This is a genomic window from Streptomyces misionensis (genome assembly GCF_007896895.1).
GTDB classification, from domain to species: domain Bacteria; phylum Actinomycetota; class Actinomycetes; order Streptomycetales; family Streptomycetaceae; genus Streptomyces; species Streptomyces misionensis_A.
In genome coordinates this window covers 78,060-103,888 of the sequence record NZ_VOGW01000180.1, presented here as the reverse complement: position 1 = coordinate 103,888, position 25,829 = coordinate 78,060, and the positions used below count along the sequence as shown (strand labels likewise).

General features: G+C 74.7%; 18 protein-coding genes. 7 read left to right on the top strand and 11 right to left on the bottom strand.

Annotated elements, in window-relative coordinates; translation table 11 throughout:
* The coding region (locus tag FRZ03_RS30505; RefSeq protein WP_146468331.1) for a glycoside hydrolase family 31 protein at nt 1-1,916 on the top strand (1,916 nt) is incomplete at its 5' end.
* A 179-nt stretch (nt 1,917-2,095) separates the two neighbouring features.
* Here FRZ03_RS30505 and FRZ03_RS30500 read toward each other — a convergent pair.
* The 6 genes from FRZ03_RS30500 to FRZ03_RS30475 form a co-directional block, all read right to left on the bottom strand.
* Nucleotides 2,096-2,632 carry an NUDIX domain-containing protein gene (locus FRZ03_RS30500; protein WP_146468313.1) on the bottom strand — a complete coding sequence of 179 codons (537 nt, stop codon included), beginning with the start codon at nt 2,630-2,632 and terminating at the stop codon, nt 2,096-2,098.
* A 692-nt stretch (nt 2,633-3,324) separates the two neighbouring features.
* Complete coding sequence (locus tag FRZ03_RS30495) at nt 3,325-3,924, bottom strand: GTP-binding protein (RefSeq protein ID WP_146468312.1); 600 nt, start codon at nt 3,922-3,924, stop codon at nt 3,325-3,327.
* The gene (locus tag FRZ03_RS30490) at nt 3,905-7,579 is read right to left on the bottom strand and encodes a hydantoinase B/oxoprolinase family protein (protein ID WP_146468311.1); all 3,675 of its coding nucleotides are present in this window, start codon (nt 7,577-7,579) and stop codon (nt 3,905-3,907) included. The genes FRZ03_RS30495 and FRZ03_RS30490 overlap by 20 nt, the downstream gene beginning before the upstream one ends.
* 24 nt (nt 7,580-7,603) lie before the next feature.
* Nucleotides 7,604-7,999 carry a DUF742 domain-containing protein gene (locus FRZ03_RS30485; protein ID WP_146468310.1) on the bottom strand — a complete coding sequence of 132 codons (396 nt, stop codon included), beginning with the start codon at nt 7,997-7,999 and terminating at the stop codon, nt 7,604-7,606.
* 9 nt (nt 8,000-8,008) lie between these two features.
* Entirely contained in the window at nt 8,009-8,443 is a 435-nt protein-coding gene (locus tag FRZ03_RS30480) for a roadblock/LC7 domain-containing protein (RefSeq protein ID WP_070029982.1), read from the bottom strand.
* Nucleotides 8,440-11,229, bottom strand: a complete 2,790-nt coding sequence (locus FRZ03_RS30475) for a nitrate- and nitrite sensing domain-containing protein (protein ID WP_146468309.1) — start codon at nt 11,227-11,229, stop codon at nt 8,440-8,442. The genes FRZ03_RS30480 and FRZ03_RS30475 overlap by 4 nt, the downstream gene beginning before the upstream one ends.
* Before the next feature lie 308 nt (nt 11,230-11,537).
* Here FRZ03_RS30475 and FRZ03_RS30470 point away from each other — a divergent pair, with 308 nt between their 5' ends.
* Complete coding sequence (locus tag FRZ03_RS30470; protein WP_398661409.1) at nt 11,538-12,074, top strand: hypothetical protein; 537 nt, start codon at nt 11,538-11,540, stop codon at nt 12,072-12,074.
* Nucleotides 12,075-12,127: 53 nt separating this feature from the next.
* On the opposite strand, the gene FRZ03_RS30465 is transcribed toward FRZ03_RS30470, so the two are convergent.
* From FRZ03_RS30465 to FRZ03_RS30445, 5 genes are all read right to left on the bottom strand, one after another.
* A complete protein-coding gene (locus FRZ03_RS30465; RefSeq protein ID WP_146468330.1) occupies nt 12,128-12,871 on the bottom strand; it encodes an IclR family transcriptional regulator in 744 nt (247 codons plus the stop codon).
* A 282-nt stretch (nt 12,872-13,153) separates the two neighbouring features.
* Complete coding sequence (locus FRZ03_RS30460; protein WP_146468308.1) at nt 13,154-17,788, bottom strand: hypothetical protein; 4,635 nt, start codon at nt 17,786-17,788, stop codon at nt 13,154-13,156.
* A gap of 54 nt (nt 17,789-17,842) precedes the next feature.
* Nucleotides 17,843-18,721, bottom strand: coding sequence for a hypothetical protein (locus tag FRZ03_RS30455; RefSeq protein ID WP_146468307.1), 879 nt, complete (start codon nt 18,719-18,721; stop codon nt 17,843-17,845).
* 31 nt (nt 18,722-18,752) lie between these two features.
* A complete protein-coding gene (locus FRZ03_RS30450; protein ID WP_146468306.1) occupies nt 18,753-20,276 on the bottom strand; it encodes a hypothetical protein in 1,524 nt (507 codons plus the stop codon).
* An 81-nt stretch (nt 20,277-20,357) separates the two neighbouring features.
* Entirely contained in the window at nt 20,358-21,059 is a 702-nt protein-coding gene (locus FRZ03_RS30445) for a GntR family transcriptional regulator (RefSeq protein ID WP_146468305.1), read from the bottom strand.
* A 112-nt stretch (nt 21,060-21,171) separates the two neighbouring features.
* On the opposite strand from FRZ03_RS30445, the gene FRZ03_RS30440 reads away from it, so the two are divergent.
* The 5 genes from FRZ03_RS30440 to FRZ03_RS30420 all read left to right on the top strand — a co-directional run bounded on the left by FRZ03_RS30440 (nt 21,172) and on the right by FRZ03_RS30420 (nt 25,654).
* Nucleotides 21,172-22,461 (top strand): MFS transporter, encoded by a 1,290-nt coding sequence (locus tag FRZ03_RS30440; RefSeq protein ID WP_146468328.1) that lies wholly within the window; start codon nt 21,172-21,174, stop codon nt 22,459-22,461.
* Nucleotides 22,458-23,297: a putative hydro-lyase gene (locus FRZ03_RS30435; protein ID WP_186785704.1), complete on the top strand. Its 840-nt coding sequence runs from the start codon at nt 22,458-22,460 to the stop codon at nt 23,295-23,297. The genes FRZ03_RS30440 and FRZ03_RS30435 overlap by 4 nt, the downstream gene beginning before the upstream one ends.
* Before the next feature lie 50 nt (nt 23,298-23,347).
* Nucleotides 23,348-24,106: a LamB/YcsF family protein gene (locus FRZ03_RS30430; protein ID WP_146468304.1), complete on the top strand. Its 759-nt coding sequence runs from the start codon at nt 23,348-23,350 to the stop codon at nt 24,104-24,106.
* Complete coding sequence (locus tag FRZ03_RS30425; RefSeq protein ID WP_146468303.1) at nt 24,103-24,720, top strand: 5-oxoprolinase subunit B family protein; 618 nt, start codon at nt 24,103-24,105, stop codon at nt 24,718-24,720. Before FRZ03_RS30430 ends, FRZ03_RS30425 begins: the two co-directional genes overlap by 4 nt.
* Before the next feature lie 64 nt (nt 24,721-24,784).
* On the top strand, nt 24,785-25,654 hold the full coding sequence (locus tag FRZ03_RS30420) for a 5-oxoprolinase subunit C family protein (RefSeq protein ID WP_146468302.1): 870 nt from the start codon (nt 24,785-24,787) through the stop codon (nt 25,652-25,654).
* The last annotated feature ends 175 nt before the right edge of the window (nt 25,655-25,829 follow it).

Genomic DNA, 25,829 nt, shown 5'->3' with positions numbered 1-25,829 from the left:
AGCTGCCGCCGCGCTGGTGGGAGCCGGTCGGCGGGGGTCCGGGGCGGTGGCTGCAACGATCGGAGGTGGCGGCGGACGCCCGGTTCTTCGGGCTCGGCGGGCGCGCGTCGGGACCGCGGCTGCGGGACGGCACGTACCGGCTGTGGAACACCGACCCCGGTGGCGCGTTCGGCCCCGGCGACGATCCGTTGTACGTGACGATGCCGGTGCAGCTGGTGGTGGCGGACGCGGGGACGCACCTGGTGTTCCACGACACCACCTGGGACGGCACGGTGCTGCTGCGCGAGGGCGAGGAGGGCGCCGGCTCCGGGCACGACCGGCCGGGCCACTGCGAGCTGCGGATGGACGGCGGCCCGCTGCGCTGCTGGGTGATGGTGGGGGCGCCGTCGCGCGTGCTGCACACCTGGGCCGCGCTGACGGGGGCGCCCGCGCTGCCGCCGTCCTGGGCGCTCGGCCACCATCACGCGCGGTGGGGGTTCGGCAGCGAGCAGGAGGTGCGCCGGATCGTGGCGGGGTATCAGGAGCGCGATCTGCCCCTGGACGCCGTCCACCTGGACATCGACCACTACGACGACCACCAGGTGTTCACCGTCGACCGGGAGCGGTTCCCGAAGCTGCCGGTGCTCGCCGAGGAGCTGCGCCGGGACGGCGTCCGGCTGGTGTCGATCGTCGACCCGGCCGTGAAGGCGGCCGCGGGCAACGCGGTGTACGACGGCGGGGCGGCGGTGGACGCGTTCGTGCGGGACGCCTCGGGGCGGCCGGTGCGCGGTGTGGGGTGGGCCGGCGAGGCGGTGTACCCGGACTTCACGGACCCGCGCGTGCGCGCGTGGTGGGGCGGGCTGTACGAGGAGCGGCTGGCGGAGGGGTTCGCCGGGTTCTGGCACGGCATGAACGAGCCGGTGTCCTTCAACGCCTTCGGGGAGCCGACGCTCCCGCGTTCGGCCCGGCACGCGCTGGAGGGGCGCGGCGGGGACCACCGCGAGGCGCACAACGTGTACGGGCTGTGCATGGCGAAGGCGGGTTACGAGGGGCTGCGCGAACTGGCGCCCGAGGAACGGCCGTTCCTGTTCTCCCGGTCCGGCTGGGCGGGGATGCAGCGCTACGGCGGCACCTGGTCCGGCGATGTGGCGACGGGCTGGCCGGGGCTGCGCGCGTCGCTGTCGCTCGTGCTGGGGCTCGGTCTGTGCGGGGTGCCGTACTCGGGTCCCGACATCGGCGGGTTCGACGGCAGTCCCTCGCCGGAGCTGTATCTGCGCTGGTTCCAGCTCGGCGCGTACCTGCCGTTGTTCCGCACCCACGCCGGACTGCGCGCGGGGCGCCGGGAGCCGTGGGAGTTCGGGCCCGAGGTGCTGGAGCACGCGCGGGCGGCGCTGCTGGAGCGCCGGCGGCTGCTGCCGTACTTCGTGACGCTGGCTCATCTGGCCCGGCGGACCGGCGCGCCCTATGTGCGGCCGGCGTGGTGGGGGGCGCCGGAGGACCGGGCGCTGCGGGACTGCGAGGACGCCTTCCTGCTGGGGGACGGCCTGCTGGTGGCGCCCGTTCTCGAGCCCGGCGCCGACCGGCGTACGGTGCGGTTGCCGCGGGGCCGCTGGTACGACACGGCTACGGAGCGGGCGTACGAGGGCCCGGCCCAGGTGGTCGTGGCGGCGTCCCCGGCGCGGATACCGGTGTTCGCGCGGGCGGGCGCGGTGCTGCCCGTGCGCGGCGCCGAGGGCCCGGAGCTGGAGGTGTGGGCACCGGCGCCCGGCCGCACCGGGGGCGGCCTGGTGGTGCCGGACGCGGGCGACGGCTTGGCGGAGCCGGAACTCGAACGCTACGTCGCTCGGCGGCAGGGCCGGACCGTGGTGGTCACCCGGGAGACGGAGGACGGGTCGAGCCCTCCGGCCTGGCCGGTGCGGGTGCGGGGACTGGGGTGAGCCGGCGGGCGGGGCGGGGCGGGTGCGGGAGTCGGCGAGCCCCGCCGGGCGTCGACGACGGGGGCGCCCTCCTCCGTCGGGGTCAGGCGGCCGCGGACCCGGCTGAGGCGGGCCGGTCCGGGCGGTCGGGCGGACTCCGCCGGGCCGGGCGGGTGCGCGGCCCGGGTGGGGCTGGAGTGTCAGATGTAGCGGCCCTCGAAGAAGGCCCGCACGGCGGCGCTGTGCAGGGGGAAAGCCAGTTCCTCGGGCCTGCGCAGCAGTTGCCGGCCTTCCGTCTCGTCGGTGGGGCCGGCGGGCGGCAGGACGTCGGCCGGGCGTTCGGGGAGCAGCCCGAACAGCAGCAGATGGCCGTCGGGCGAGCTCATGGCGTCCACGAGCCGCACGTCACGGGCGGCCGCGTCGATGCCCGTCTCCTCCTTGAGTTCGCGGACGACGGCCTGCTTCCAGTCCTCGCGGTCGTCGACGTAGCCGCCGGGCAGGGCCGTGCCGCCGCGGGCCGGGGCGACGGCGCGGGTGATGACGACCAGGGCGGTGCCCTGGGTGTCGTAGACGGGCTGGAGCGCGATCGCCACGGGCAGCGGGTTGCGGTAGGCGACGGTGCCGCAGGACGGGCAGGTGCGCGGCCAGCCGGTGACGCCCTCTCCATAGGGCACTCCGCAGGCCGAACAGTGCGAGCCGAGCGCGGAGTTGACAGTTGGTTGCTTGTTTTCGGACACGCGCGGACTGTATCCGATCACGGGAGGGGCGTCTTCCGGAAGCCGTGCGGTGCGGGCCCGCACTTTTTCGTTCACCCGTGACGCTTCCCGACGCTCCGTCACGTCCGTGGGCGGGGCGAGCACGGGTGCCGGGGCGCGCGGAGGTGCCGGGCCACGAGGTCCGACGGGGCGGCCGGCCGACGGCACCGGCAGCGGCACCGGCACCGGCACCGGGCGAGCGGGCGGCGGTCGAGCGGGCGGCGGTCGAGCGGCGATGGTGAGCGCCGAACCGGCCGCCGATCGGCCGACCGGCGGGCGGGGCTCGCACGGACCGCGCGGGGGCGGTGACCGAGGCGCTGGGCAGGGCGGCGCGGGACGCCCGGACGGAACTGCCCGGCAGGGCGATCCCGTGGCCGCACCGCACGGCCGTCGCGCCGCGGTGGTAAACGGCTCCGAGAAAACCGCCTCGACCGGCTGGTGAGCGATCCCGCCACGACCGCCGTGGCCTCAGCCAAAAGCCGGCCGGCCGGGACCGCCCGGGGCGCGACCCGGGCGGAGGTCGCGGGGCCGGCGGCGGGCGCGCCCCGCCTGCCGCGGTCAAGCGTGGGCGGCCGGCGGATCGTCCAGCCGAGGCGGCCTGCCGGCTGGCCGACAGTCCGCCTCGCCGGGATCGCTCGCAGGGGCATGGCCCGCAGGGGCGGCCGGCTGGGCCGTCAAGCGGTCGGCTGGGGCGCGGAAGGGCGGCGCATGGCATGTTCGATGAGGTCGATGATGACCTCCTTGGCCGACTCCCGGTCGCGGGCGTCGCAGAGCAGCACCGGCACCTGGGGGTCCAGGTCGAGCGCCTGGCGGACCGCGTCGGCCGGGTAGACGGCGGCTCCGTCGAAGCAGTTGACGGCGACCAGGAAGGGGATGGCGCGCCGTTCGAAGTAGTCGACGGCGGCGAAGCAGTCCTCCAGGCGGCGGGTGTCGGCGAGGACGACGGCGCCCAGCGCGCCCTCGGACAGCTCGTCCCACATGAACCAGAACCGCTCCTGCCCGGGCGTGCCGAACAGGTACAGCACCAGGTCCTCGCGCAGGGTGATCCGGCCGAAGTCCATGGCCACGGTGGTGGTGTGCTTGCCCTCCACCCCGCTGGTGTCGTCGACCGGGCGCCCGGCCTCGGTGAGCGTCTCCTCGGTGCGCAGCGGCCTGATCTCGCTGATCGCGCCGACCAGGGTGGTCTTGCCGACGCCGAAGCCGCCGGCCACCAGGATCTTGAGCGTGACCGGTTCGACCGGGGGCGCGCCGTGCTCAGAACGGCCGAAGACCATCGTTCGCCTCTCCTGCTTGCTGGGGATCGGGCGACGGCCGGCCGTAGCCACCGCCACCGGGGGTCTCGATGACGAGTACGTCGCCCGGTCCGACGTCGGCGGAGCCGCTGCCGCCGAGGTCGGTGACCGTGCCGTCGGCCCGCTCCACCCGGTTGGCGCCGAGCGCCCCGGGTGCGCCGCCCGCCATTCCGTACGGGGGCACGCGGCGGTGCTGGGAGAGGGTGGAGACGGTCATGGGCTCCAGGAACCGGATGCGGCGTACGGCGCCGTCACCGCCGCGCCAGGTGCCGGCGCCGCCGCTGCCGCGCCGGACGGCGAACTCTTCGAGGCGGACGGGCAGCCGCCACTCCAGGATCTCGGGATCGGTGAGCCGGGAGTTGGTCATGTGGGTCTGGACGACGTCGGCGCCGGGGAAGCCGTCGCCCGCGCCCGAACCGGAGGCGACGGTCTCGTAGTACTGGTGGTGTTCGTTGCCGAAGGTGACGTTGTTCATCGTGCCGGAACCCTCGGCCTGGACGCCGAGCGCGGCGTAGAGGGCGCCGGTGATGGCCTGGGAGGTCTCCACGTTCCCGGCGACGACGGCGGCCGGTGGTTCCGGGGCGAGCAGGGAGCCGGGCGGCACGATGATGTCCAGGGGGCGCAGGCAGCCGTCGTTGAGCGGGATGTCGTCGGCGACCAGGGTGCGGAAGACGTACAGGACGGCCGCGTTGACGACGGCGAAGGGGGCGTTGAAGTTGGTGGCGAGCTGCGCGGAGGTGCCGGTGAAGTCGATGGTGGCGCGGCGCTCGGCCCGGTCGACGCGCACCCGGACGCGGATGACGGCACCGGAGTCGGTCTCGTAGGCGTACTCCCCGTCGTCCAGGGCGTCGATGACGCGGCGGACGGCCTCCTCGGCGTTGTCCTGGACGTGCCGCATATAGGCCTGGACGACGTCGAGGCCGAACTCCTCGATCATGCGGCGGACCTCGTCGACGCCCTTCTGGTTGGCGGCGATCTGGGCGCGCAGGTCGGCGAGGTTGGTGCGGGGGTTGCGGGAGGGGTGGGGGGCCTCGGTGAGCAGGCGGCGGGTCTCCTCCTCGCGGAGGCGGCCGCCCTCGGCGAGCAGCCAGTTGTCGAAGAGGACGCCCTCCTCCTCGATGGTGCGGCTGTGGGCCGGCATGGAGCCGGGGGCGATGCCGCCGATCTCCGCGTGGTGGCCGCGCGAGGCGACGTGGAAGAGGAGCCGGGGCCGGTGCTCGGGGTCCTCCGGGGTGTCGGTGTCGAAGACCGGGGTGATCACGGTGACGTCGGGCAGATGCGTGCCGCCGTGGTACGGGTCGTTGACGGCGTAGGTGTCGCCCGGTCGCATCGCGGTGCCGCGACGGCGGATGACCTCCTTGACGCTGGTGCCCATGGAGCCCAGGTGGACGGGGATGTGCGGGGCGTTGGCCACCAGGTTGCCGTCCGGGTCGAACAGGGCGCAGGAGAAGTCCAGGCGCTCCTTGATGTTGACGGACTGGGCGGTGGACTCCAGCCGGGCCCCCATCTGTTCGGCGATCGACATGAAGAGGTTGTTGAAGACCTCCAGGAGAACCGGGTCGGTTTCCGTGTCGGCGTCGGAACTCCGCGTGACCGCCGTGCGTTCCATGACCAGATGCCCGTCGTCGCGCGCCACGGCCCGCCAGCCGTCGTCCACGACGGTCGTCGCACTGGCCTCGGTGATGATCGCCGGGCCGGTGAGGCGCTCGCCGGGAGGAAGGGCCTCGCGGCGGTGCAGGGGTACGTCGCGCCAGGAGCCGCCGGTGTGCAGGCGGACGGTCTCGGGCGCGGCGGGCCGTCCCTCGTACGGGGCGAGGGCGGAGAGATCGGGGGGTGCGGTGATGCCGGTGGCCTCGACGGAGAGGGCTTCCACGACGATCGGGCGGTCGAGGGTGAAGGAGTAGGTGGCGCGGTGCCGCTCTTCGAAGGCCCGCCGCATGGTGTCGGGCTCGCCCAGTTCGACGGTGAGGGCGGTGTCGGTGCCGTCGTAGCGGAGCTGGGCGCGGTGGGTGACCCGGATGCGGCCCTCGGGGACGTCCTCGGCGACGAGTTCGGCGCGGGCTGCCGCCTCCAGGTCGCCGGCCGTTGCGCGGATGCCGGGCATGGCGGCGGGCTCCAGCGGGGCCTCGACGGACTGTTCGCGCATGGCGGTGGTGTCGGCGAGGCCGATGCCGAGCGCGGAGAGGACCCCGGCCATGGGGGGCACGAGGACGGTGCGGATGCCGAGCGACTCGGCGACCCGGCAGGCGTGCTGGCCGCCCGCGCCACCGAAGGTGGTGAGGGCGTACCGGGTGATGTCGTGGCCCTTCTGGACGGAGATCCGCTTGACGGCGTTGGCGATGTCGGCGACGGCGATCCGCAGATAGCCCTCCGCCACCTGTTCCGGGGTCCGCCGGTCGCCGGTGGCCTCGTGGATCTCGTGGGCGAGCGCGGTGAAGCGGTCGCGGACGAGATCCACGTCCAGCGGCTGGTCGCCGCCGGGCCCGAACACGGCCGGGAAGTGGGCGCCTTGGATGCGGCCGAGCATCACATTGGCGTCGGTGACGGTGAGCGGGCCGCCCGCCCGGTAGCAGGCGGGGCCGGGGTCTGCGCCGGCCGAGTCGGGGCCGACGCGGTAACGGGAGCCGTCGAAGCGGAGCACGGAGCCGCCGCCCGCGGCCACCGTGTGGATGTCGAGCATGGGGGCGCGCAGCCGGACGCCCGCGACGTGGGTGTCGAAGACCCGTTCGTAGGCGCCGGCGAAGTGCGAGACGTCGGTGGAGGTGCCGCCCATGTCGAAGCCGATGACCCGGTCGAAGCCCGCCCGCTGCGACATCCGGGCCATGCCGACGATGCCGCCGGCCGGTCCGGAGAGCACGGCGTCCTTGCCGCGGAACTGTCCCGCCTCGGTGAGCCCGCCGTTGGACTGCATGAACATCAGCCGCACGCCGTGGAGTTCGCCGGCCACATGGCGGACATGGCGGTGCAGCACGGGCGAGAGGTAGGCGTCGGCGACCGCGGTGTCACCGCGTGGGACGAACTTCATCAGCGGGCTGACCTCGCTGGACAGCGAGATCTGCGGGAAGCCGGTACGGGCGGCGAGTTCGCCGATGGCGCGTTCGTGGGCGGGGTGGAGGTGGCTGTGCAGGCAGACGACGGCGACGGCGCGGATCCCGTCGTCGTAGGCCTCGCGGAGCAGCGGGGCGAGCGCGTCCAGGTCGGGGGCGCGCAGCACCGTGCCGTCGGCGGCGATGCGTTCGTCGGCCTCGATCACCCGTTCGTAGAGCAGTTCGGGCAGGTCGATGCGGCGGGCGAAGATGCTCGGCCGGTTCTGGTAGGCGATGCGCAGGGCGTCGCCAAAGCCCCGGGTGACGACCAGGAGGGTGGGTTCGCCGCTGCGTTCCAGGAGGGCGTTGGTGGCGACCGTGGTGCCCATCCGGACGGCCTCGACGGGCTCCTGGGAGTCGCCGAGGAGGGCGCGGATGCCGGCGACGGCCGCGTCGGTGGCGGGCCGGCCGGCGCCCGCGCCGGACCCGGTGTGCGGGCGGCCGGGGTGGTCGGAGAGCACCTTGTGGGTGAGCAGCCGGCCGTCCGGGCGACACGCGACGATATCGGTGAAGGTGCCGCCTCGGTCGACCCAGAACTGCCAGCCTGTCACGTCAGTACTCCGCTTCCGCGCCGGTCACAGCGCCCGCAGGCCGTTGATCACGTCGCGCAGAATACTCTCGTCCGGCAGCTCGGCCGGGGGCACCGGCCGGGTGACATGGACGAGTTCCGCGTGCACGAGATCGCCGACGAGGACGCGGACCACGCCGATGGGCAGGTCGAGTTCCGCGGCGAGCTCGGCGACCGACTGCGGGGCGGTGCGGCACAGCTCCACGATGTCCACGTGCTCGGGAGAGAGCGTCGGGTCCGTGTCCGCGTCCCCCGCGTCGGGCTCCGTGACGACCACCGCGATCAGGTCGAGGCGGTGCTGGGCCGCGCTGGTGGTGCGGCCGCGCGTCATGGCGTACGGACGGACGACCGGTCCGGCGTCGTCGTCGAACCAGTGGCTTCTCACCTGACCGTCTCCGCTCATGTCATCCCACTACCCGCCCGCGGGCAGGTCCGTGCGCGGGGCGGTGCCCAGATGGTCGCCGACCCGCTTGACCAGGAGCGTCATCTCGTAGGCGACCTGGCCGACGTCGGAGTCGGCGTCGGACAGGACCGCGAGGCAGCTGCCGTCCCCGGCGGCGGTGACGAAGAGGAAGGCGTCGTCCAGTTCGACCACGGTCTGCCGGACGCCGCCGGCGTCGAAGTGGCGGCCCACGCCCTTGGCGAGGCTGTGGAAGCCGGACGCGACGGCGGCCAGGTGCTCGCCGTCCTCCCTGGTCAGGTCCTTGGACACCCCGGTGGGCAGACCGTCGCCGGAGAGGATGACGGCCTTGCGGATGCTGGCGACGCGGTCGACGAGGTCGTCCAGGAGCCAGTTCAGCTCCCTGTTGCCCGTCGCCGTGTGGTCGGTCGCCTTCGGTGCGGTCATCGACCGTCCCCCTTAGTGGTTCCTTGTGCTGTGCCGTCGCGGGCGGTGTCGCCCGTGGCGTTCTCCTCGCGGCCGCGCTGCCAGCCGCGCTGGAGCGAGGCCATACGGCTGCGGACCTCGTCGGCGTCGCGGTCGGCGGGCGCCTGTGCGCGCCCGGAGCGCCGTTCGGGGTCCTGCCTGAGCTGGTGGGCGAGGCTGGCCTGCCGGACGCGCCGGGGCAGTGCTCCCTCGGCCGTGTCCGCGGTGCCCTCCCGGGCGGCGCGGGCCGGTCCGCCGGGAGCGGTCCCGGTCCGCTGGGGCAGCGCCGGGACTCCGGGGGCCTTGGCGGGGCCGCTGGTCGGGTCGGCCTCCCCGGCTCCCGGGCTGTCCTCGGGTCCGGTCCGGCGCCGGGCGGCCGTGGTCCGGCGGGGCAGCGGCGCGGGTCCGCCGCGGTCGGGCCGGAGCGGGGCCTCGTCGGCGTGGTCCGGCTGCGGGTCGGTGTGGTCCGCGTCCCGGCGACCCGGCTCGGGGCGGCGGGGGCGCTGGCCGATGACCGGTTTCCCGTGCGAGCTGACCAGCTTGGGCGGCTGCCGCCGCGGCAGCGGCAGGAGCCCGGACTCGCCGCCGTCCTCCCCCGCCGGGCGGTCGGCCGCCCGGTCCTCGGCCGGGTCGTCGCCCCGGCCGATGGCGCGGCGCGGGCGGAACAGCCCGCCGCGCTCGCTGTCCTCGTCCGGCAGGGCGCCGGGGAAGTCGTCGAGGGCGTCGAGGTCGACGGGCGAGTCCAGTTCCACGGGGCCGTCCAGCAGCGTGGTGGGCAGGCCGGGCAGCTGCGCCGTCGCCCGTGCGTTCCCGGTCGTGCGCCCGGGGTTCTTCGTCCCCCGGTCGAGGCGGAAGCCGATGCCGTTGGTGTCCGGGACCTCGTCGCTGAGCAGCGCGTCGGGGATGAAGACGATGGCGGTCGTGCCGCCGTAGGGCGAGGGTTGCAGGGAGACGCGGACGTTCTGGCGCTGGGCGAGCCGGCTGACCACGAACAGGCCGAGCCGGTCGGTGTCGGAGAGTTCGAAGTCGGGGGTCTCGGCGAGGCGGAGGTTCGCGTCGAGCAGTGCCTCGGCCGTCATGCCGAGTCCCCGGTCGTGGATCTCCAGGGTGAAGCCGTTGGCGACCCGTTCGCCGATGACCTGGACGGCGGTGTGCGGCGGGGAGAACACCGTGGCGTTCTCCAGGAGTTCGGCCACGAGGTGGGTGAGGTCGGCGACGGCGGGTCCGGTCACGGCGACCCTGGGCAGCCGGCGGACCTCGACGCGCTCGTAGTCCTCGACCTCGGCGACGGCGGCGCGGACCACGTCCATCAGCTGCACCGGGCGGCGCCACTGCCGGGAGGGCGCGGCGCCGGAGAGGATCACCAGGCCCTCGGCGTGCCGGCGCATCCGGGTGGTGAGGTGGTCCAGGCGGAAGAGGTCGGCGAGTTCGTCGGTGTCCTCGGTCCGGCGCTCCATGGTGTCGAGGAGGGTGAGCTGCTTGTGCAGCAGCACCTGGCTGCGGCGGGCGAGGTTGACGAAGACTTCGGAGACACCGGCGCGCAGTTCGGACTGCTTGACGGCGGCCTCGACGGCGGCCCGCTGGAGGGTGTTGAGAGCCTGTCCGACCTCGCCTATCTCGTTCTTGTCGTACTCCAGGCGCGGCACCTCGGTCTCCACGTCGATCCGTTCGCCCGCCGACAGGCGGCGCATCACGCCGGGCAGCCGGACGCCGGACGCCTCGTGCGCCTCCAGGCGCAGCCGGCGCAGGTCCCGGATGAGGCCGCGGCCGGTCCGCACGGACAGGACGAGGGAGAACAGGAGGGCGAGCAGGCCGAGCAGACCCGCGATCGCTGCCTGGGCGATGACCCGCATGGCGACGGGGTGCACACGGTTCTGGAAGCGGTCGCCCGCCTGGTCGTCCAGGGTGCCGAGGTCGTCCAGGACGCTGCCCGCGGCGGAGTCCCAGCTCTGGGCGGTGACCTCGCCGGGGGTGCCGGAGCCGTTGTCGATGACGGTCTGCTCGGCCACCCGCAGCGGCGCCGTGCCGGCGTTCGTCCAGAACTGTTCGTAGCGCTCGCGTTCGGCGGCGGGCAGCAGCGGCAGGCTGATGTCGTACAGCAGGGTGCGCTGGGCGACGAGGTCGGAGATCTCGCGGGTCTCCTCGCGGGTGAGCCGGCCGACGACGAGGGAGGAGCCGAGCAGGGCGTCCTCCCGGGAGAGCAGCTCGCGGGCCCGGGTGACGTTGACCAGGGCGTGCGCCTGCTTGTCCATCTCGACGTCGTCGATGCCGTCGAGGCCGCCGAGCAGCGCGTAGCAGGGGTCGATCAGCCGGTTGTACAGCTCGTAGGCCTGGGCGCGGCTGGTGGTGCCGTCCTCGACGCTGTGGCGCAGCGAGTCCAGGCCGGTGAAGGCGTCCAGGACGGCGGTGAGGTGTTCGCTGCCCTGGGTGCCGAGGCCGTGGCGCAGGTGGCGTTTCTTCGCGTTCTCGCGGATCTTCGCGATCGCGCCGTCGGTGGCGGTGCGGGTGCGCTGGAGCGCGGACAGGGAGTCGGAGGCGCGCGGGTCGGCGAGGTAGACGAGGGTCTGGCGGCGTTCCTGCTGGAGGACGCGGACGGTGTCCTCGGTCGGGTAGCCGATGTTCTGCATGACGTCGGAGACCCGGAAGAGCTGGGCCACGTCCCGGCCCGTGACCACGGTGGCGAAGCCCCAGATCGCGGTCAGGGACAGCAGCGGCACGAGAAGCAGCGCCACGATCTTCCGGCGGATCGACTTCCCGCGAAAGCGCATGGCCTCCCCCAGCTCGACCCCCGCGGGCCGGGGGTGCGCATGTGCGTCAACAAACGGCGCGAGCCTACTACCGACGTACAGCTAACTCGAAGGCATGTCTGGAAGGTGAACTTCCGTACTCGCGGCGGCGGAGGGCGAGTTGTCCGGGCATTGCGGGAGATTGCCACCGTGATCCGGCGGGGGTGCGCCGGGGCCGGGCGCCGGTGCGGGGGAAGGCGTTGGCTGGAATTTTTCCCAGGCGGGAATCTTCGGCCGGTCTTGTTCGTCCTTCTCTACGGGAGTTGGGGGCGGAATGGGCCGGGAAGGCACTGTCCCGTACCTCGTGCGGCGTAAATCAGCGCAAGCCGGGCAGCAAGTGGGGAGTCGGGTCTTCGGACTTCGGGGCGAGCGGTCTGCCGGCGGTGGGGAGTGACAGCGTGAAGGGCACTGCGGAGCGGCGCGAGGCGCAGCGGGAGTACCGGCCGTTGTGGGTGGAGGAGCCCGCGCGGCGGCATCCGCTGCCCGATCCGGTGCGTACGGCGGCGGTGCGGGCGCTGCTCGTCATCTCGCTGACGCTCATACAGGCGATGGTGGCGTTCCTGAGCACCATGGCCGGGTCCTGGCTGGCGTTCCCCATGGTGATCAGCAGCGTGGCGAGCACCGTGGTGGCCACCTGGGCGGTGGTCGACGTCTGGGTGACCCGCCAGGTGTGGAACCAGCGGTACGGCGTGATCTCCGAGCCGAGCAGCACCGCCCGGGCGCTGCGCCGCGAGCGGCGTGCCCGCCGGCGCCAGGAGCGGGCGGCGCTGCGGGAACAGGAGCGGATACGGCGGCGGGGCGGCCGGGAGCGGCTGTCGCATCCTTGAGCGGCCCCGCCGGAGCGCGGTCGAGGTGGGCGCCGGCCCGCGGCCCGGGTCCGTCAGAAGCCGTACCCCATGCGGCGGGACAGCTCGGTGCCCGCCGCCACGGTCCGCTCGGCCACCTCGGTCAGCCGGTCCGGGCCGAGCCGGTACACCGGTCCCGAGACGCTGATCGCCGCGATCACCTCGCCGTCGTGCGCGCGGACCGGCGCGGCCACGGCGGCCAGGCCCGGCTCCAGTTCCTCCAGCGTCACCCCGTAGCCCTGTTCCACCACGGCCTGCAGTTCGGCCCGCAGTGCCGAGGCGCCGGTGACGGTGCGTTCCGTGAACCGGTGCAGCGGCCGCGCCAGCAGGCCCTCGCGCAGGGTGGGCGGCATGTGCGCGAGCAGCACCTTGCCGCTGGAGGTGGCGTGCAGCGGGGTGCGCCGGCCGAGCCAGTTCTGCGCGGTCACGGCGGCGGTGCCGCGCGCCTGCATGATGTTGACGGCCGCGTCGTCGTCCAGCACCGCGATGTTCACCGTCTCGCCCAGTTCGTCGGCGACCTCGCGACAGACCGGGACGGCCTCCTGGGAGATGTCCAGCCGCACCGCCGCCGCCCCCGCCAGACGCAGGACGCCGGCCCCCAGGTAGTACTTGCCCCGGTCCTTCGCCTGCGCCACCAGGCCCCGGTTCTCCAGGACGCCGAGCAGCCGGAACGCCGTGGACTTGTGCACGTCCAGTTCCTCGGCGATCTCCGTGACGCCCGCCTCGCCGTGCCGGGCGAGGATCTCCAGGACGCTCACGGCGCGGTCCACCGACTGCACCGCGCCGACCGCTCCCCGGCCGCCCGGCCGCTCCCGGGTCCCCGGGCGCGCCGTGCTCGGGTCGCCGGGACCGGACTCGTTGCGTGTACGGGGCATGGCTGAGCTGTCACCACCTGCCGGCCCGTTTCGGGCCGTATCCGCGGGAAGCCCTGACGCGACGGTCGTCCCGCCCGATTCTGTTGCGCATGGCGCTCATGAATGCGTCATACGAAACGTCATGCTACCGAAGCGTCCGTCCAGCAGGCAGGCCCCGTCCCGGGCCGTCCTCCCGGTGCCCGGTGCTCACGCCGGCTTCCTGTACATCCGCGTCGCCGTGATCTCGCTGTGCACCGCCTCGCCCGCCCGCGGCTGCTGCGGCAGGCCGGGGCGCAGGTGTTCCTCCACGCTGATGTACTTCAGGCCCGCCCTGAGGTCCGCGTCGTTGCGCAGCCGGATGACCAGGGGGAACTCGGCGAGGGCCGTGGTGTCGAACAGACCCGTGGTGTACAGGAGCTGGACGCCGAGGGCGTCGGAGACGGCGCGCTGGAGTTCCAGGAGGTAGGTCGCGTTGGCGCGGCCGATCGGGTTGTCCAGGAACAGCGTGCCCGCGTGCCGGTGCTTGTCGCGGCCCCGGTCGTTGGAGCGCAGCGCGGCCATGGTGCAGTACAGGGCGATGGCCGCGGTGAGCAGCTGGCCGCCGGAGAAGACGTCGCCCATCTGGCCGACCGGGACCCGCTCGGCGCGCAGCACGGCGTCCGGCTTGAGGATCTCGACGGCCACACCCTTGGGCTGGAGCGCCGCCGCGACGCCGCGCAGCAGCAGCGACATGCCGTCGCGGCGCAGGTCGGAGTTCTTCTTGACGGCGGCGCGGGTGGCGTCGTCGATGACCTCGCCGAGCCGCTCGGTGAGCGTGGCCTGGTCGGGTTCCTCGAAGCGGATGCGCAGGAACTCCTGTCCCGACCACTCGCCGAGCCCTTCGGGCAGCCGGGAGAGCCGCTGGGCGGAGCGCAGGGTGGCCAGCGCGGACTCCACGAGGCCGCGCAGCCGGTCCACGATCGAGTCGCGGTTGCGCTCCAGCTGGGCCAGCTCGTCGGTGAGGACGCGCAGCCGGGGCGCGAAGGCGTCCGCCCACTTCTGCGCGTGCTCGGGCAGCGCGGCGGCGGGCAGCTCGCGGATCTGCTGCCGGGCCGGGGTGCGGACCTGCTCGTAGCGCGTGGAGTTGGCGTGCCGGACCAGCACGTCGCTCGCCTCACGGACGGCGGCCTCGGCCGCGGACAGGTCGGCGGCGCAGCCGCGCAGCGAACGGCGGGCCTCGGCGGCGGACTGCCGGGCCTCCTCCAGGCTGCCCGGGTACGGCTCCGGCGCCTCCTGCTCCTCGTCGCCCGCCTGCTCGCGCAGCAGGTCGCGGAGCATCGCGGCGATCTCGTCGAAGCCGCCGGCCGCGTCCTCGGCGGCGCGGTGGGCCGCCAGCAGTTCGGCGTGGGCGTCCCGGGCCTCGGCCAACGCCTCGGTGCGGGCGGCGAGTTCACCGGTGGCGGTGCGCAGCAGCGCCTGGGCGTGCTCGGCGTCGCGCGGCACCAGCTCCTCGGGCAGCCGGGTGTGCGCCTCGCCGTCCTCGGGTGCGTGCCGTTCGGCCTCGCCGCGCAGCCGGCCGAGCTGCTCGCTCGCCGTGGACATACGGGTCTCCAGGAGCTGCACCAGCTCCTCGGCGCGGGCGGCGGCCGCCTGCCGGGAGGGTCCGTCGGAGCCGTCGGGCGATTCGAGCAGTTGTTCGGCGCGGGTGCGGACCTTGTTGCTGAGCCGGTCCAGCTCGGCGCGGGCGGCGCTCTCGTCGCTCTCGGCGCGGGCCTGCTCGGCGCGCAGGTCGGCGCCGACGCCGACCTTCTCGTACACCTGGGAGGCGGCCCGGTAGGCCTCGCGCAGGGCGGGCAGGGAGGCCCTGGGGGCGTCCTCGTCCAGGGCCGGTACGTCGTCGGGGGCGCCGGCGATCTCGGCGCGCTCGGCGCGCAGCGCGCGGGCGGTGCGGCGGGCGTCGTCGGCGGCGCGCTGGGCGGCGCGCCGGTCCTCGTCGGCGGCGCGGGCGCGCTCCAGGCAGGTCTGGGCGCGGGCCTCGGCCTCGGCGGCCTCGTCGGCGAGTTCGCGCAGCCGGGCCTGCCAGCCGGCGCGCTCGCGCAGCCGGAAGGCGAGTCCGGCGAGGGCGTCGGCGGCGCGGCGGGCCTTCTGGGCGGCCTCCTGCCGTTCGTCGCGGAGCCGGGCGGCCTCGGCGGCGGCCTCCTCGGCCTCGGCGCGCGTGGTGCGGGCCTCGGCCAGTTCGGCCTCGGACTCCTCGGCGAAGGCGCGGGCCTCCTCGGCGGCGCGGGCCAGTTCGGCGAGCCGGCCCGCGGGGCAGCCGGTGCGCCAGGAGGCGAGCCGGGCGGCGAGTTCGCGGTCCTTGCCGAGCCGGGCGGCGAGCACCCGGATCTCCTCGTCGCGCGCGGTGGCGCGGGCGCGCAGTGCCTGGCGTTCCTCGTCGGCGGCGTGCTCGTCGTGCATGGCCGGGTTCGGTGGCACCAGGAAGACCCCGGCGGTGTCGGTGCCCTCGGCGGGGGTCGGGGCGAGCAGGGCGGCGGCGGTGCCGACGGCCACCGCGGAGCGGGGCAGCAGGGCGGCGTCGCTCAGCGCCTCGCGGGCCCGGGCGTGGGTGTCGGGGTCGGTGATGATCACGCCGTCGACCAGTTCCGGACGGGCGGCGAGCACCCGGGCGTGGTCGGCGGGGTCCACGGCCTGCGCGAGATAGCGCCAGCCGGGCAGCGCGGGGATGCCGTGCTCGCCGAGGAACTCGACGGTGGCCAGCACATCGGGCCCGGGCGGCAGCAGTCCGCCGTCGCCGAGGGCGCCGAGGATGCGGGCGTCGTCGGCGGCGGCCGTGCGCAGGTCGAAGAGCTGGCGTTCGGCGGTGGTGACGGCGTCGCCCAGCAGTTCGCGCAACTCGTCGGCGTAGCGGTCGAGTTCGAGGGCGGTCAGGGGGCCGCCGGGGGTCTCGTCCCGGTCCGCGCGGGGGCCGGCGTCGGCCTCCTCGGTGCGCTGGGCGGGCAGGCCCGCGCGGGCCGCCGTGCCGGGCAGGCCCAGCAGTTCGGCGAGCCGTTCCTCGGCGGCCAGGGAGTCGGCGAGGCGCCGCTCGGCCTCGTGGGCGCGCTCGGCGGCGGTCGCGGCGTCGGCGGCGCGGGCCGCGGTCAGCTCCGCGCGGGATTCCGCGGCGGCGGTCTCACGGGCGTGCTCGGCGGCCTTGAGGGCGGCCTCGCGGGCGGTGTCCCAGGCGGCGACGGTGGTCTTCTCGGCGTCGGCGGCGGCGAGCGCGGCGCGGGCCGGGTCGGCGTCCGGGGCGCTGTCGTCCAGCCAGCCGGCCCGGACCGCCTCGGCCGTCTCCTGCTCGACCTCGGCGAGCCGCTGGCGCAGGTGCCCGGCCTCGCTGCGGGCGCGCTGGGCCTCGGTGGCGGCGGCGGTGGAGTCACGGTGGGCGCAGTCGCCGGCCTCCTGGAGGGCGGCGGAGCGCTCCTCCCCCTCGTTGGCCAGGTTCTCGGCGTTCTCCGCGGCCGCGTGCAGGGCGCGTACGAGGTCCACGGCGGCCTTGGCGCGGGCGGCCAGGGCGGGGGCCGCGTCCCGTTCGGCCTCCTGGATGGCGGCGGAGACGCGGGCGACGCGGTCGGCGGCGGCGCGGTGGCGCAGCACGGCCTCGGCGGCCTGCCAGGCGGAGTGCAGGGTACGGGCGTCGGCCAGCTCGCGCTTCTGCGCGGCGGCGGCCTTCTCGGCGGCGGCGAGCGCCAACGAGGCGTGTCGGTAGGCGAGTTCGGCGGCGATCAGGGAGCTGCGCTCGCGGGCGCCCTCGGAGTGGGTGACGGCGTACGCGGCGGCGGTGACCCGCTGGGCGAGGTCGGTGGCCCGGACCCGTTCCTGGACGGCGCGCGCGGACAGCCGCCGGGCGAGGGTGCGGGTGCGGCGCTCGGCGCCGGCGTGGATGTCGCGGGCGCGGGCGCGGGCGTCGGCGGCCTCCACGATCCGGCCGAGCAGGTCGACGGAGCCGGCCGTGAAGTCCCGTTCGGCGATCAGTTCGGCGCGCCGGCCGAGCTTGTTGCCGAAGCCGCTGACGAGGTCGGCGAGGCCGTCGGTGTCCCGGGTGTCGGTGACCGCGCGCAGCAGCAGGTCGGTGAAGTCGGAGTCCTTCTTGACCGCGAAGAGGCCGGCCGCCTCGCCCTCGTCGGCGTTCATCTCCCGCTGGTAGCGGAAGAGTTCGGGGTCGAGGCCGAGTTCGCCGAGGTGGTCGGTCCAGCGCTCGTGGGTCTCCTCCCAGTGCACCTCCAGGTGCGGGTAGGCCTTGCCCGCCTCCATCAGGGCGTCGCGGAAGCCCTTCATGGTGCGGCGGCGGCCCTGGGCGCCGGAGACACCCTCGACGGGCGGCCGTACGGCGGTGGACTCGGCCACCGGGAGGTTGTCCAGGCTGAGTCCGGGACCGGGCCGGAAGGAGTACCAGGCCTCGGCGAACTTGCGCGGGTCGTTGGAGACCTGGCGGCCGCGCCACTCGCTGACCTTGCCTACCACCACGCACTCGCCGGTCAGCACGTGCTGCCACTCCAGGGCGACGTGGCCGCAGTCGTCGGCGAGCAGGAACTTGCGCAGCACGCCGGAGCTGGCGCCGCCCAGGGTGTTGCGGTGGCCGGGCAGCATCACCGAGAAGATCAGCTTGAGCAGGACGGACTTGCCGCCGCCGTTCTCCAGGAAGAGCACGCCCGCGGGCGCGGGGCGGCGCGGCGGCCCGGACGGCTCCTCCTCGAAGAACTCCGCCTGCGTGGGCGCCGGATCGGGCACGGGCTCGCCGACGCCCCGCAGGTCAAGCACGGTGTCGGCGTAGCGCGCACCGGCGGGTCCGATGGAGTAGAGGCGGACCCGGGACAGCTCGTACATGGCGGACTCTCGTAAGTCTGGTGAAGGTGCGGTCGTTCGAGGGCGCTTCGCGCGTCAGGAGTGGAACGGCAGGCCCGCGTCGGCCACCAGTTCCAGGTCGTCGGTGTCCTCGGCGGGCAGCAGGCTGGCGCTGCCGTCGGTCACCGGGACCACGCCCAGCTCCAGCAGTTCGGCCATGGCGGCGGTGCCGGCCATGTCGCGGACCTGGAGCTGGTAGCGGGCGGTGGTGCGGTAGGTGCCGCCGCCGTCGTCGCCGGTGCGCTGGAGGAAGCCCGAGTCGGTGAGGAAGGCGAGGGCCTTGGCGACGATGCCGGTGGTGGAGGAGGCGGGCCGGCGGGCGTCCTTGGTGGCGCCGGTGGCGCTGCGCCTGGCCCAGATCCGCCAGGCGGCCTCCAGACCGGGCGCGTCGGTCGCGGGGTCGGTGTTCTCGCCCTGCTCCTCGGCGCGCTCCTCGATGCGGCGGCAGGCCTGGCGGACGAACGCGTCGACGCCGTTGACCGTCACGCGGCCGATGTAGCCGTCGTCGGCCAGGTCCTCGGGGCGCGGGAAGCTGAGGGCGGCGACGGCGAGATGGGCGAGTCCGTGCAGGAAGCGGTCGCCGGAGTCGGCGGTGGTGCGACGCGCGTAGTCGCCCATGCGGACGGCGAACACCGAGTCCTCGGCGGCGGTCACGGCCATGCCCGCGCGCGGGGACACCTCCAGGACGACGAGGCCCAGACCGGTGGCGACGGCGTCGGCGAGGCGCGCGAACGCCGGGTCCTCGCGGTAGCGGCGCAGCAGTTCGGTGTAGTCCTGGTCGCGGGCGGGCTGCAGCTTGGGCTGGAGCCCGTACGCCACGAGCCGCGCCGCGTCGGCGGCGTCGGCGGGGGTGACGGCGGCGGTGGCCGGCGGGGCCGGGGCCTCGGTGTCACTCCACTCGACGTGCTCGCTCACGGCTTTGACTCCTTGTCGCTTTCTGACTTGCTCATGCTGCCCGGTCCGCCGCCATGCCCGCCGCGTCCAGCAGCGCCATGCCGACGATCAGGTCGGCGCCGCCGAACTCGGGATCGTCCAGTTCGGTGCCGTCGTCCACGGCGAACAGCAGTTTCTCCTCGCCCTGCCGGTAGGCGGTGCCGACGGCGGGGCTGGCGGCGTGGACCGCCAGCAGGGCGACCAGATAGGCCAGATCGGGGTCCCCGGTGCGCCGGGCCTCGGCCAGCAGTCCGGACAGCCGGCGCGGGGCGTCGGCGGGCAGGTCCAGCAGCTCCATGGCGGCGGCCAGCTGCTCCTCGCTGAACCGGCTGTCGTCCGGGGTGGCGATCAGGTCGGGCTCGGGCATCTCCGCGCCCAGGTGCTCGCGCTCCACGGGCGGGGTCAGGAGTATGTCCACGAGGTCGGCGACGCGCACCGCCACCGGGGTGCGCAGACCGGTGCCGTGCGCGAAGAAGGCGTCCGTGACCCGGGTCGCCTCCGCCACCGGCAGCGGCAGCACGGGGGCGACGAGATGGCCGTACAGGTCGATCCCGGAGGCGGTCGCGGGGGTGGCGAAGGCCTGCCGGTCCTGCTCGGCGCGGAACAGCGGGCCCGCCTCCAGCAGGCGCGACTGGAGCTGGGTGTGCCGGCGGATGCAGTCCTTGACGATGTCGACCAGTTCGGCGGCGCGCCGCTTGTGCTCGGGCTCCTCGGTCTCGTCGCGGGCCTTGCGGATGTTGGTGAGGATCGCGTTCTCGTGGCGGTAGCGGTCGGCCACGTGGTCCAGGGCCTCGGCGATCATGTCGGGCACGGCGTTGAGCCAGTCGACCGCGCGGACGTTGCGCCGGGTGGCCTCCAGGGCGCGGCGCAGGGTCTCGGAGTACTGCACCGTGCGGTAGCGGGCCTGCTCGGCGGCGAGCTGGGCGTCGGCGAGCCTGCCCCGGTTGATCAGCACCTCCAGCTTGACCTCGGCCGCGATCTGGGCGCTGGTGACGTCGGTGTCGAGGGCGCCGACCAGGACGTTGACCGCCTCGTCGGTGGTGCGCAGGTACACCGTGCCGCCGGGGCCGGGGACCTCTTCGATCAGCTTGAAGTCGTAGTCGCGGCGGACATAGGTGCCGTCCGCGGCGAAGGTGCCGTAGACGGCGCGGAAGCCGCGGTCCACGCTGCCGACGTTGATCAGGTTCTCCAGCACCCAGCGGGCCACCCGCTCGTGCTCGGCGGCGGGGCGCCGGGGGGCCTGGGCGGCGATGCGCGGGATCAGCCGGGCGACGATCTGCTCGTGGTCGGCGCCGGTGTCGAAGTCCATGTTGAGCGTGACCAGGTCGATGGCGGCGAGCGCCACCTCGGCCATGCCGTACACCGAGTACTCGCCGGCGAGGCTGCCCTTGCGCGCGTCGAGGTCGTGCAGCGGCGCCGTGCAGGCGAGCGCGCGCAGCCGACGCGCCAGCCCCTCGTCGGCGGCCGGGCCCGGCGCGGGGCGCGGGGCGGCGCTGAGCTGGGGCGGAGCGGGTTCCGTCGGTGCGGGGGAAGTCACGGTGCACAGACTAGGTCCTCTGTCTGACATCCACCGAAACGGGAGCCGGCGCAGCCGCGCACCGAGGTGCCCCCGCCTGCCTCACGAAGCGCTTTCCTCGCCGACCCGGCGGCGGTAGACCTCCACCACCCGCTCCAGGGAGTCCGCCAGGTACGTCTCCAGCAGGCTCTCCGCCGCACGCCGGTCCCCCGCCTGGAGCGCGCGCAGGATCTGGCGGTTCCGGGACAGGTACGGCTCGTGCAGCCGGCGCGGCTCGTCCACCAGGTGGAAGGCGAGGCGCAGCTCGGCGAAGACGCTGCGCATCAGTTCGTCGGTGCGTTCGCTGCGGGCGAGGGCGACCAGTTCCCGGTGGAAGTGGATGTTGGCCGTACCCACCGTTTTCCAGTCATCCTCGGCGGCCGCCGTCTCGCCCTCGGCGACCGCGTCGGCCATCCCCCGCACGGCGTACGGCGGCTCGCCCAGGCCCCGCACCACGGCACACTCGACGAGGGAGCGGGTGCGGTAGATGTCCTCGACGTCCTCGACGGTCAGGACCCGCACGAACACGCCGCGGTTGAGCTCGTGCACCAGCAGGCGTTCGTGGGTGAGCAGCCGGAACGCCTCGCGCAGGGTGTTGCGGGAGACGCCGAGCGCCCCGCCGATGCTGTCCTCGGAAAGCCGGGTGCCGGGCGGGAAGTACCCGTCCGCGACGCGGCTCCTGAGGATGTCCGAAACCCGCTCCGCCGTGCTCGTACGGCCCAGGAGGGCGCGGTCGTCGGCCAGTCCCGCCAGCTGCTCTGCCATGCCCGGAATTCAACCGCAGCCGACGGAACGAGACAACATAGGTATTGAAGGATCGTTGAACGATCCCCTACGGTGCTCGGCACGGCTCGCTTTCCGCACCCTCCGTCCCCCTCTGCGAGGTGCCCATGAGCACGACCCCACCGCCACCGGCCAGGACGACGCGTTCGGCTGGTTCCGCGCCCTCGGCCCGCACGGGCGACGCGCGTTCGCCGGCGCGTTCGGCGGCTATGCCCTGGATTCCTACGACTACTTCACGCTGCCGCTGAGCATGGTGGCCCTCTCCGCGTACTTCGGCCTGGACAGCGGCCAGACCGGGCTGTTCACCACCGTCACCCTGGTCGTCTCGGCCGTCGGCGGCGCGCTGGCCGGTGTGGTCGCCGACCGGGTGGGCCGGGTACGGGCCCTGGTGATCACGGTGCTCACCTACGCCGTGTTCACGGTGGCCTGCGGCTTCGCGCCCAACTACGAGACGCTGCTGGTCTTCCGGGCGCTCCAGGGGCTCGGTTTCGGCGGCGAGTGGGCGGTGGGCGCCATCCTGGTGGCCGAGTACTCCTCCGCGCGCCACCGGGGCCGTACGCTCGGCGCGGTCCAGAGCTCCTGGGCCGTCGGCTGGGCGCTGGCCGCCGTCGCCTACACGCTGGTCTTCTCCTTCGCTGGCGACGACCTGGCCTGGCGGGTGATGTTCTGGACCGGCGCGCTGCCCGCGCTCCTGGTGCTGTGGCTGCGCCGCAGCGTGCACGACGCGCCGGTGGCGCTGGCGGCCCGTGAACAGGACCCGCGGCGCGGCTCGTTCACCGCGATCTTCCGGCCGGGCCGGAACGGCGCCCCGGGCCTGCTGCGCACCACGCTCCTGGCGAGCCTGCTGTCCACGGGCGTCCAGGGCGGCTACTACACGCTGGCCACCTGGGTGCCGACGTACCTCAAGTCCGAACGCGGCCTGTCCGTGGTCGGCACCGGCGGCTACCTCGCCCTGCTGATCTCCGGCGCGTTCCTCGGGTACCTGACCGGGGGTCACCTCACCGACCGGCTCGGCCGGCGCGCCACCATCTGGCTGTTCGCGCTGCTGTCGGCGGTGTGCGTGCTGGCCTACGCGCACATCCCGCCGGGAGCCGACACGCTGCTCCTGGTGCTCGGTTTCCCGCTCGGATTCTGCATGTCGGCCATTTTCAGCGGCTTCGGCTCCTATTTGAGCGAGCTGTACCCGACGGCGGTGCGCGGCACCGGACAGGGCTTCACGTACAACACCGGCCGCGCGGTGGGCGCGGCCTTCCCGACCCTGGTGGGCTTCCTGGCCGACGGCTGGGGCGTGGGCGGCGCGCTGGTCTTCGGCGCGGTCGGCTACGGGCTCGCGGCACTGGCGCTGCTCGGACTGCCCGAGACGCGCGGAAAGGAACTGACATGACAGGGGTGCAGAGCACCGAGGACCGTCCCGTCACCACGGCCGAGGAACGGTCGCCGTACTGGAGCCCGCGGACGGCGCGGGCCCGGTTCCGCGCGGGCCTCACCGGCCCCACGGCCGGTGTCGCGGCCGGCCACACCCAGGCCAACCTGATCGCGGTGCCCGCCGACTGGGCCTACGAGATGCTGCTGTTCTGCCAGCGCAACCCCAAGCCCTGCCCGGTGCTGGACGTCACCGACGCCGGTTCCCCGACGACGGTGCTCGCCGAGGGCGCCGATCTGCGCACCGATCTGCCGCGCTACCGGGTGTGGCAGGACGGCGAACTGGTCGACGAGCCCACCGATGTGCGCGCGTACTGGCGTGACGACCTGGTGGCGTTCCTGATCGGTTGCAGCTTCACCTTCGAGTGGGGGCTGGTCCGGGCGGGCGTGCCGATCCGCCATGTCGAGCAGGGCCGCAACGTGCCCATGTACATCACCGACCGCCCCTGCCGTCCCGCGGGCCGGCTGAGCGGGCCGATGGTGGTGTCCATGCGCCCGGTGCCGCCCAGGCGGCTGGGCGCGGCGATCAAGGAGAGCAGCCTGCTGCCGGCCGTGCACGGCGGTCCCGTGCACTGCGGGGACCCGGCGGGCCTCGGCATCGCCGATCTCGGCCGGCCGGACTTCGGCGACCCGGTGACCGTCGAGGAGGGCGAGATCCCGGTGTTCTGGGCCTGCGGGGTGACCCCTCAGGCGGCGGTGATGGCCTCCCGGCCGCCGTTCGCCCTCACGCACGCGCCGGGCCAGATGTTCCTGACCGACGCGCGCGACGAGCAGTACCGGCTGGTCGGCATCGACTGACCGCGCCGTTGCCGACGACCACCCGACCTACCGGAGACACGGGAATGACCATGACCGCGATCGATCTGAACGCCGACCTCGGCGAGGGCTTCGGCCGCTGGCGGCTCACCGAGGACGAACAACTGCTGTCCGTCGTCACCAGCGCCAACGTGGCCTGCGGCTTCCACGCCGGGGACGCGGCCACCATGCGCCGCGTGTGCGAACTGGCCGCCGAGCGCGGGGTGACGATCGGCGCCCAGGTCTCCTACCGGGACCTCGCCGGGTTCGGCCGGCGCGCGATGGAGGTGCCGTCCGCCGAACTGGCGGCCGAAGTGGCCTACCAGATCGGCGCGTTGGAGGTGTTCGCGCGGGCGGCCGGGGCCCGGGTGGCGTACGTCAAGCCGCACGGCGCGCTCTACAACCGGGTGGTGCACGACGAGGAGCAGGCCGGCGCGGTGATCGACGGCGTGCTGCTCGCGGACGCCGCGCTGCCGGTGCTCGGCCTGCCCGGCTCCCGGCTGCTGGAACTGGGCCGCAAGGCGGGCCTGCCCACCGTGCCGGAGGCGTTCGCGGACCGCGCGTACACCGACGAGGGCACGCTGGTGCCGCGCGACCGGGACGGCGCGGTGGTGAGCGACGCGGAGGCGGTCGTCCAGCGCTCGGTCGGGCTCGCGCGTTCCGGCGTGGTCACCGCGCACTCCGGCGCGCGCATCCAGGTGCGCGCCCGCTCGCTGTGCCTGCACGGCGACACCCCCGGCGCGGTGGAACTGGCCCGGCGGGTGCGGGCGCGCCTGGTGGCGGCGGGCGTGCGGGTGGAGGCGTTCGCATGAGGGCGCTGCCCGCAGGGGAGGACGCGCTGCTGATCGAGGTGGACTCGGCGGAGGAGGTGCGGTCCCTGCACGCGGCACTCCTGCGGCGCCGCGCGGCGGGCACGCTGGCCGTCCGCGAGATCGTGCCGGCCGCGCGCACGGTCCTGCTCGACGGACTGTCCGACCCGGGGCGCTGGATGTCCGAACTGACCTCGCCCACCGAGGCGCCGCCCCCCGAGCGGACACGCCCCCCGGTGGAGCTCCCGGTGCGCTACGACGGCCCCGACCTCGCGGCCGTCGCCGCGCACTGGAAGGTGTCCGAGCGGGAGGTGGCCCGCATCCACGCGGGCACCGAGTTCACGGTCGCCTTCTGCGGGTTCGCCCCGGGCTTCGGCTATCTCACCGGGCTCCCGGCCCGCTACGACGTCCCGCGCCGGGCCACCCCGCGCACCGCGGTCCCGGCCGGCGCGGTGGCGCTCGCGGGACCGTACACCGGGGTGTACCCGCGCACCTCGCCGGGCGGCTGGCAGCTGATCGGCACCACCGACGCCCTCCTGTGGGACCACACCCGCGACCCCGCCGCACTGCTCTCCCCGGGCACACGCGTGCGGTTCGTCCCGACGGAGGACCGGTGAACGGCGGACCGGCGAACGGCCGACCGGCGAACGGCGGGCCGGGCGCCGGACCGTTGGAGGAGTCATGACCGACCGTGCCCTCGTCGTCGTACGCCCCGGGGCACTGACCACCGTGCAGGACCTCGGGCGGCCGGGGTACGCGCATCTCGGGGTGCCCCGCTCCGGGGCGCTGGACCCCGGAGCGGCGGCGCTCGTCAACCGGCTCGCCGGGAACCCGCCGGACGCCGCCGTGCTGGAGACGACGGTCAACGGCTGTTCGCTGCGCGCCCGTTCGGCGGTGACCGTGGCGGTCGGCGGGGCGCCCTGCCCGGTGACGGTGGCCGGCCGGCCGGCGCCCTGGGGCGCGCCCGTCGTGGTGCCGGCCGGGGAACTCCTGGAGGTGGGCGCGGCGGTGGCCGGGGTGCGCGGCTACGTCGCCGTGCGCGGCGGCATCGCCGTGGAGCCGGTGCTCGGCAGCCGCGCCACCGATCTGCTGTCCGGTCTGGGCCCGGCCCCGCTCACCGAGGGCACGGTGCTGCCGCTGGGCCGGCCGACCGGGCCGCCCGCGCGGGTGGAGGGGGCACCGCAGCCGGGACCGCCCGCCGAACTGGTGCTGCGGGTGACGCCGGGACCCCGCGCGGACTGGTTCACGGCGCGGGCGGTGCGCGATCTGGCCACGCGCGCCTACCGGGTGTCCGCGGCGAGCAACCGCATCGGCCTGCGCACCGAGGGACCGGCGCTGGAGCGGGCCCGGGACGCCGAACTCCCCAGCGAGGGCATGGTGCTGGGCGCCGTACAGGTCCCACCGGACGGCCGCCCGGTGGTCTTCCTGGCCGACCACCCGACCACCGGCGGCTATCCGGTGATCGCGGTGGTCCGGGCGTCCGACCTCCCGGCGGCGGCCCAGGCGGCGCCGGGTACGCCGGTGCGGTTCGCACCGGTGGGACGGTGGTGAGCGGTCACCGGTGCGGCTCGTACGGTGGGCAATCAACGGTAAGGCTCGTACCGACGCGGCGACGGTGAGCGGTCACCGGTGCGGTTCGTACCGGCGCGGGCGGCGACATCGGTGCGGTTCCTACCGGCGCGGCGGCGGTGAACGGTCGGCCGACGCCCGCCTGCACGCGGGCCGC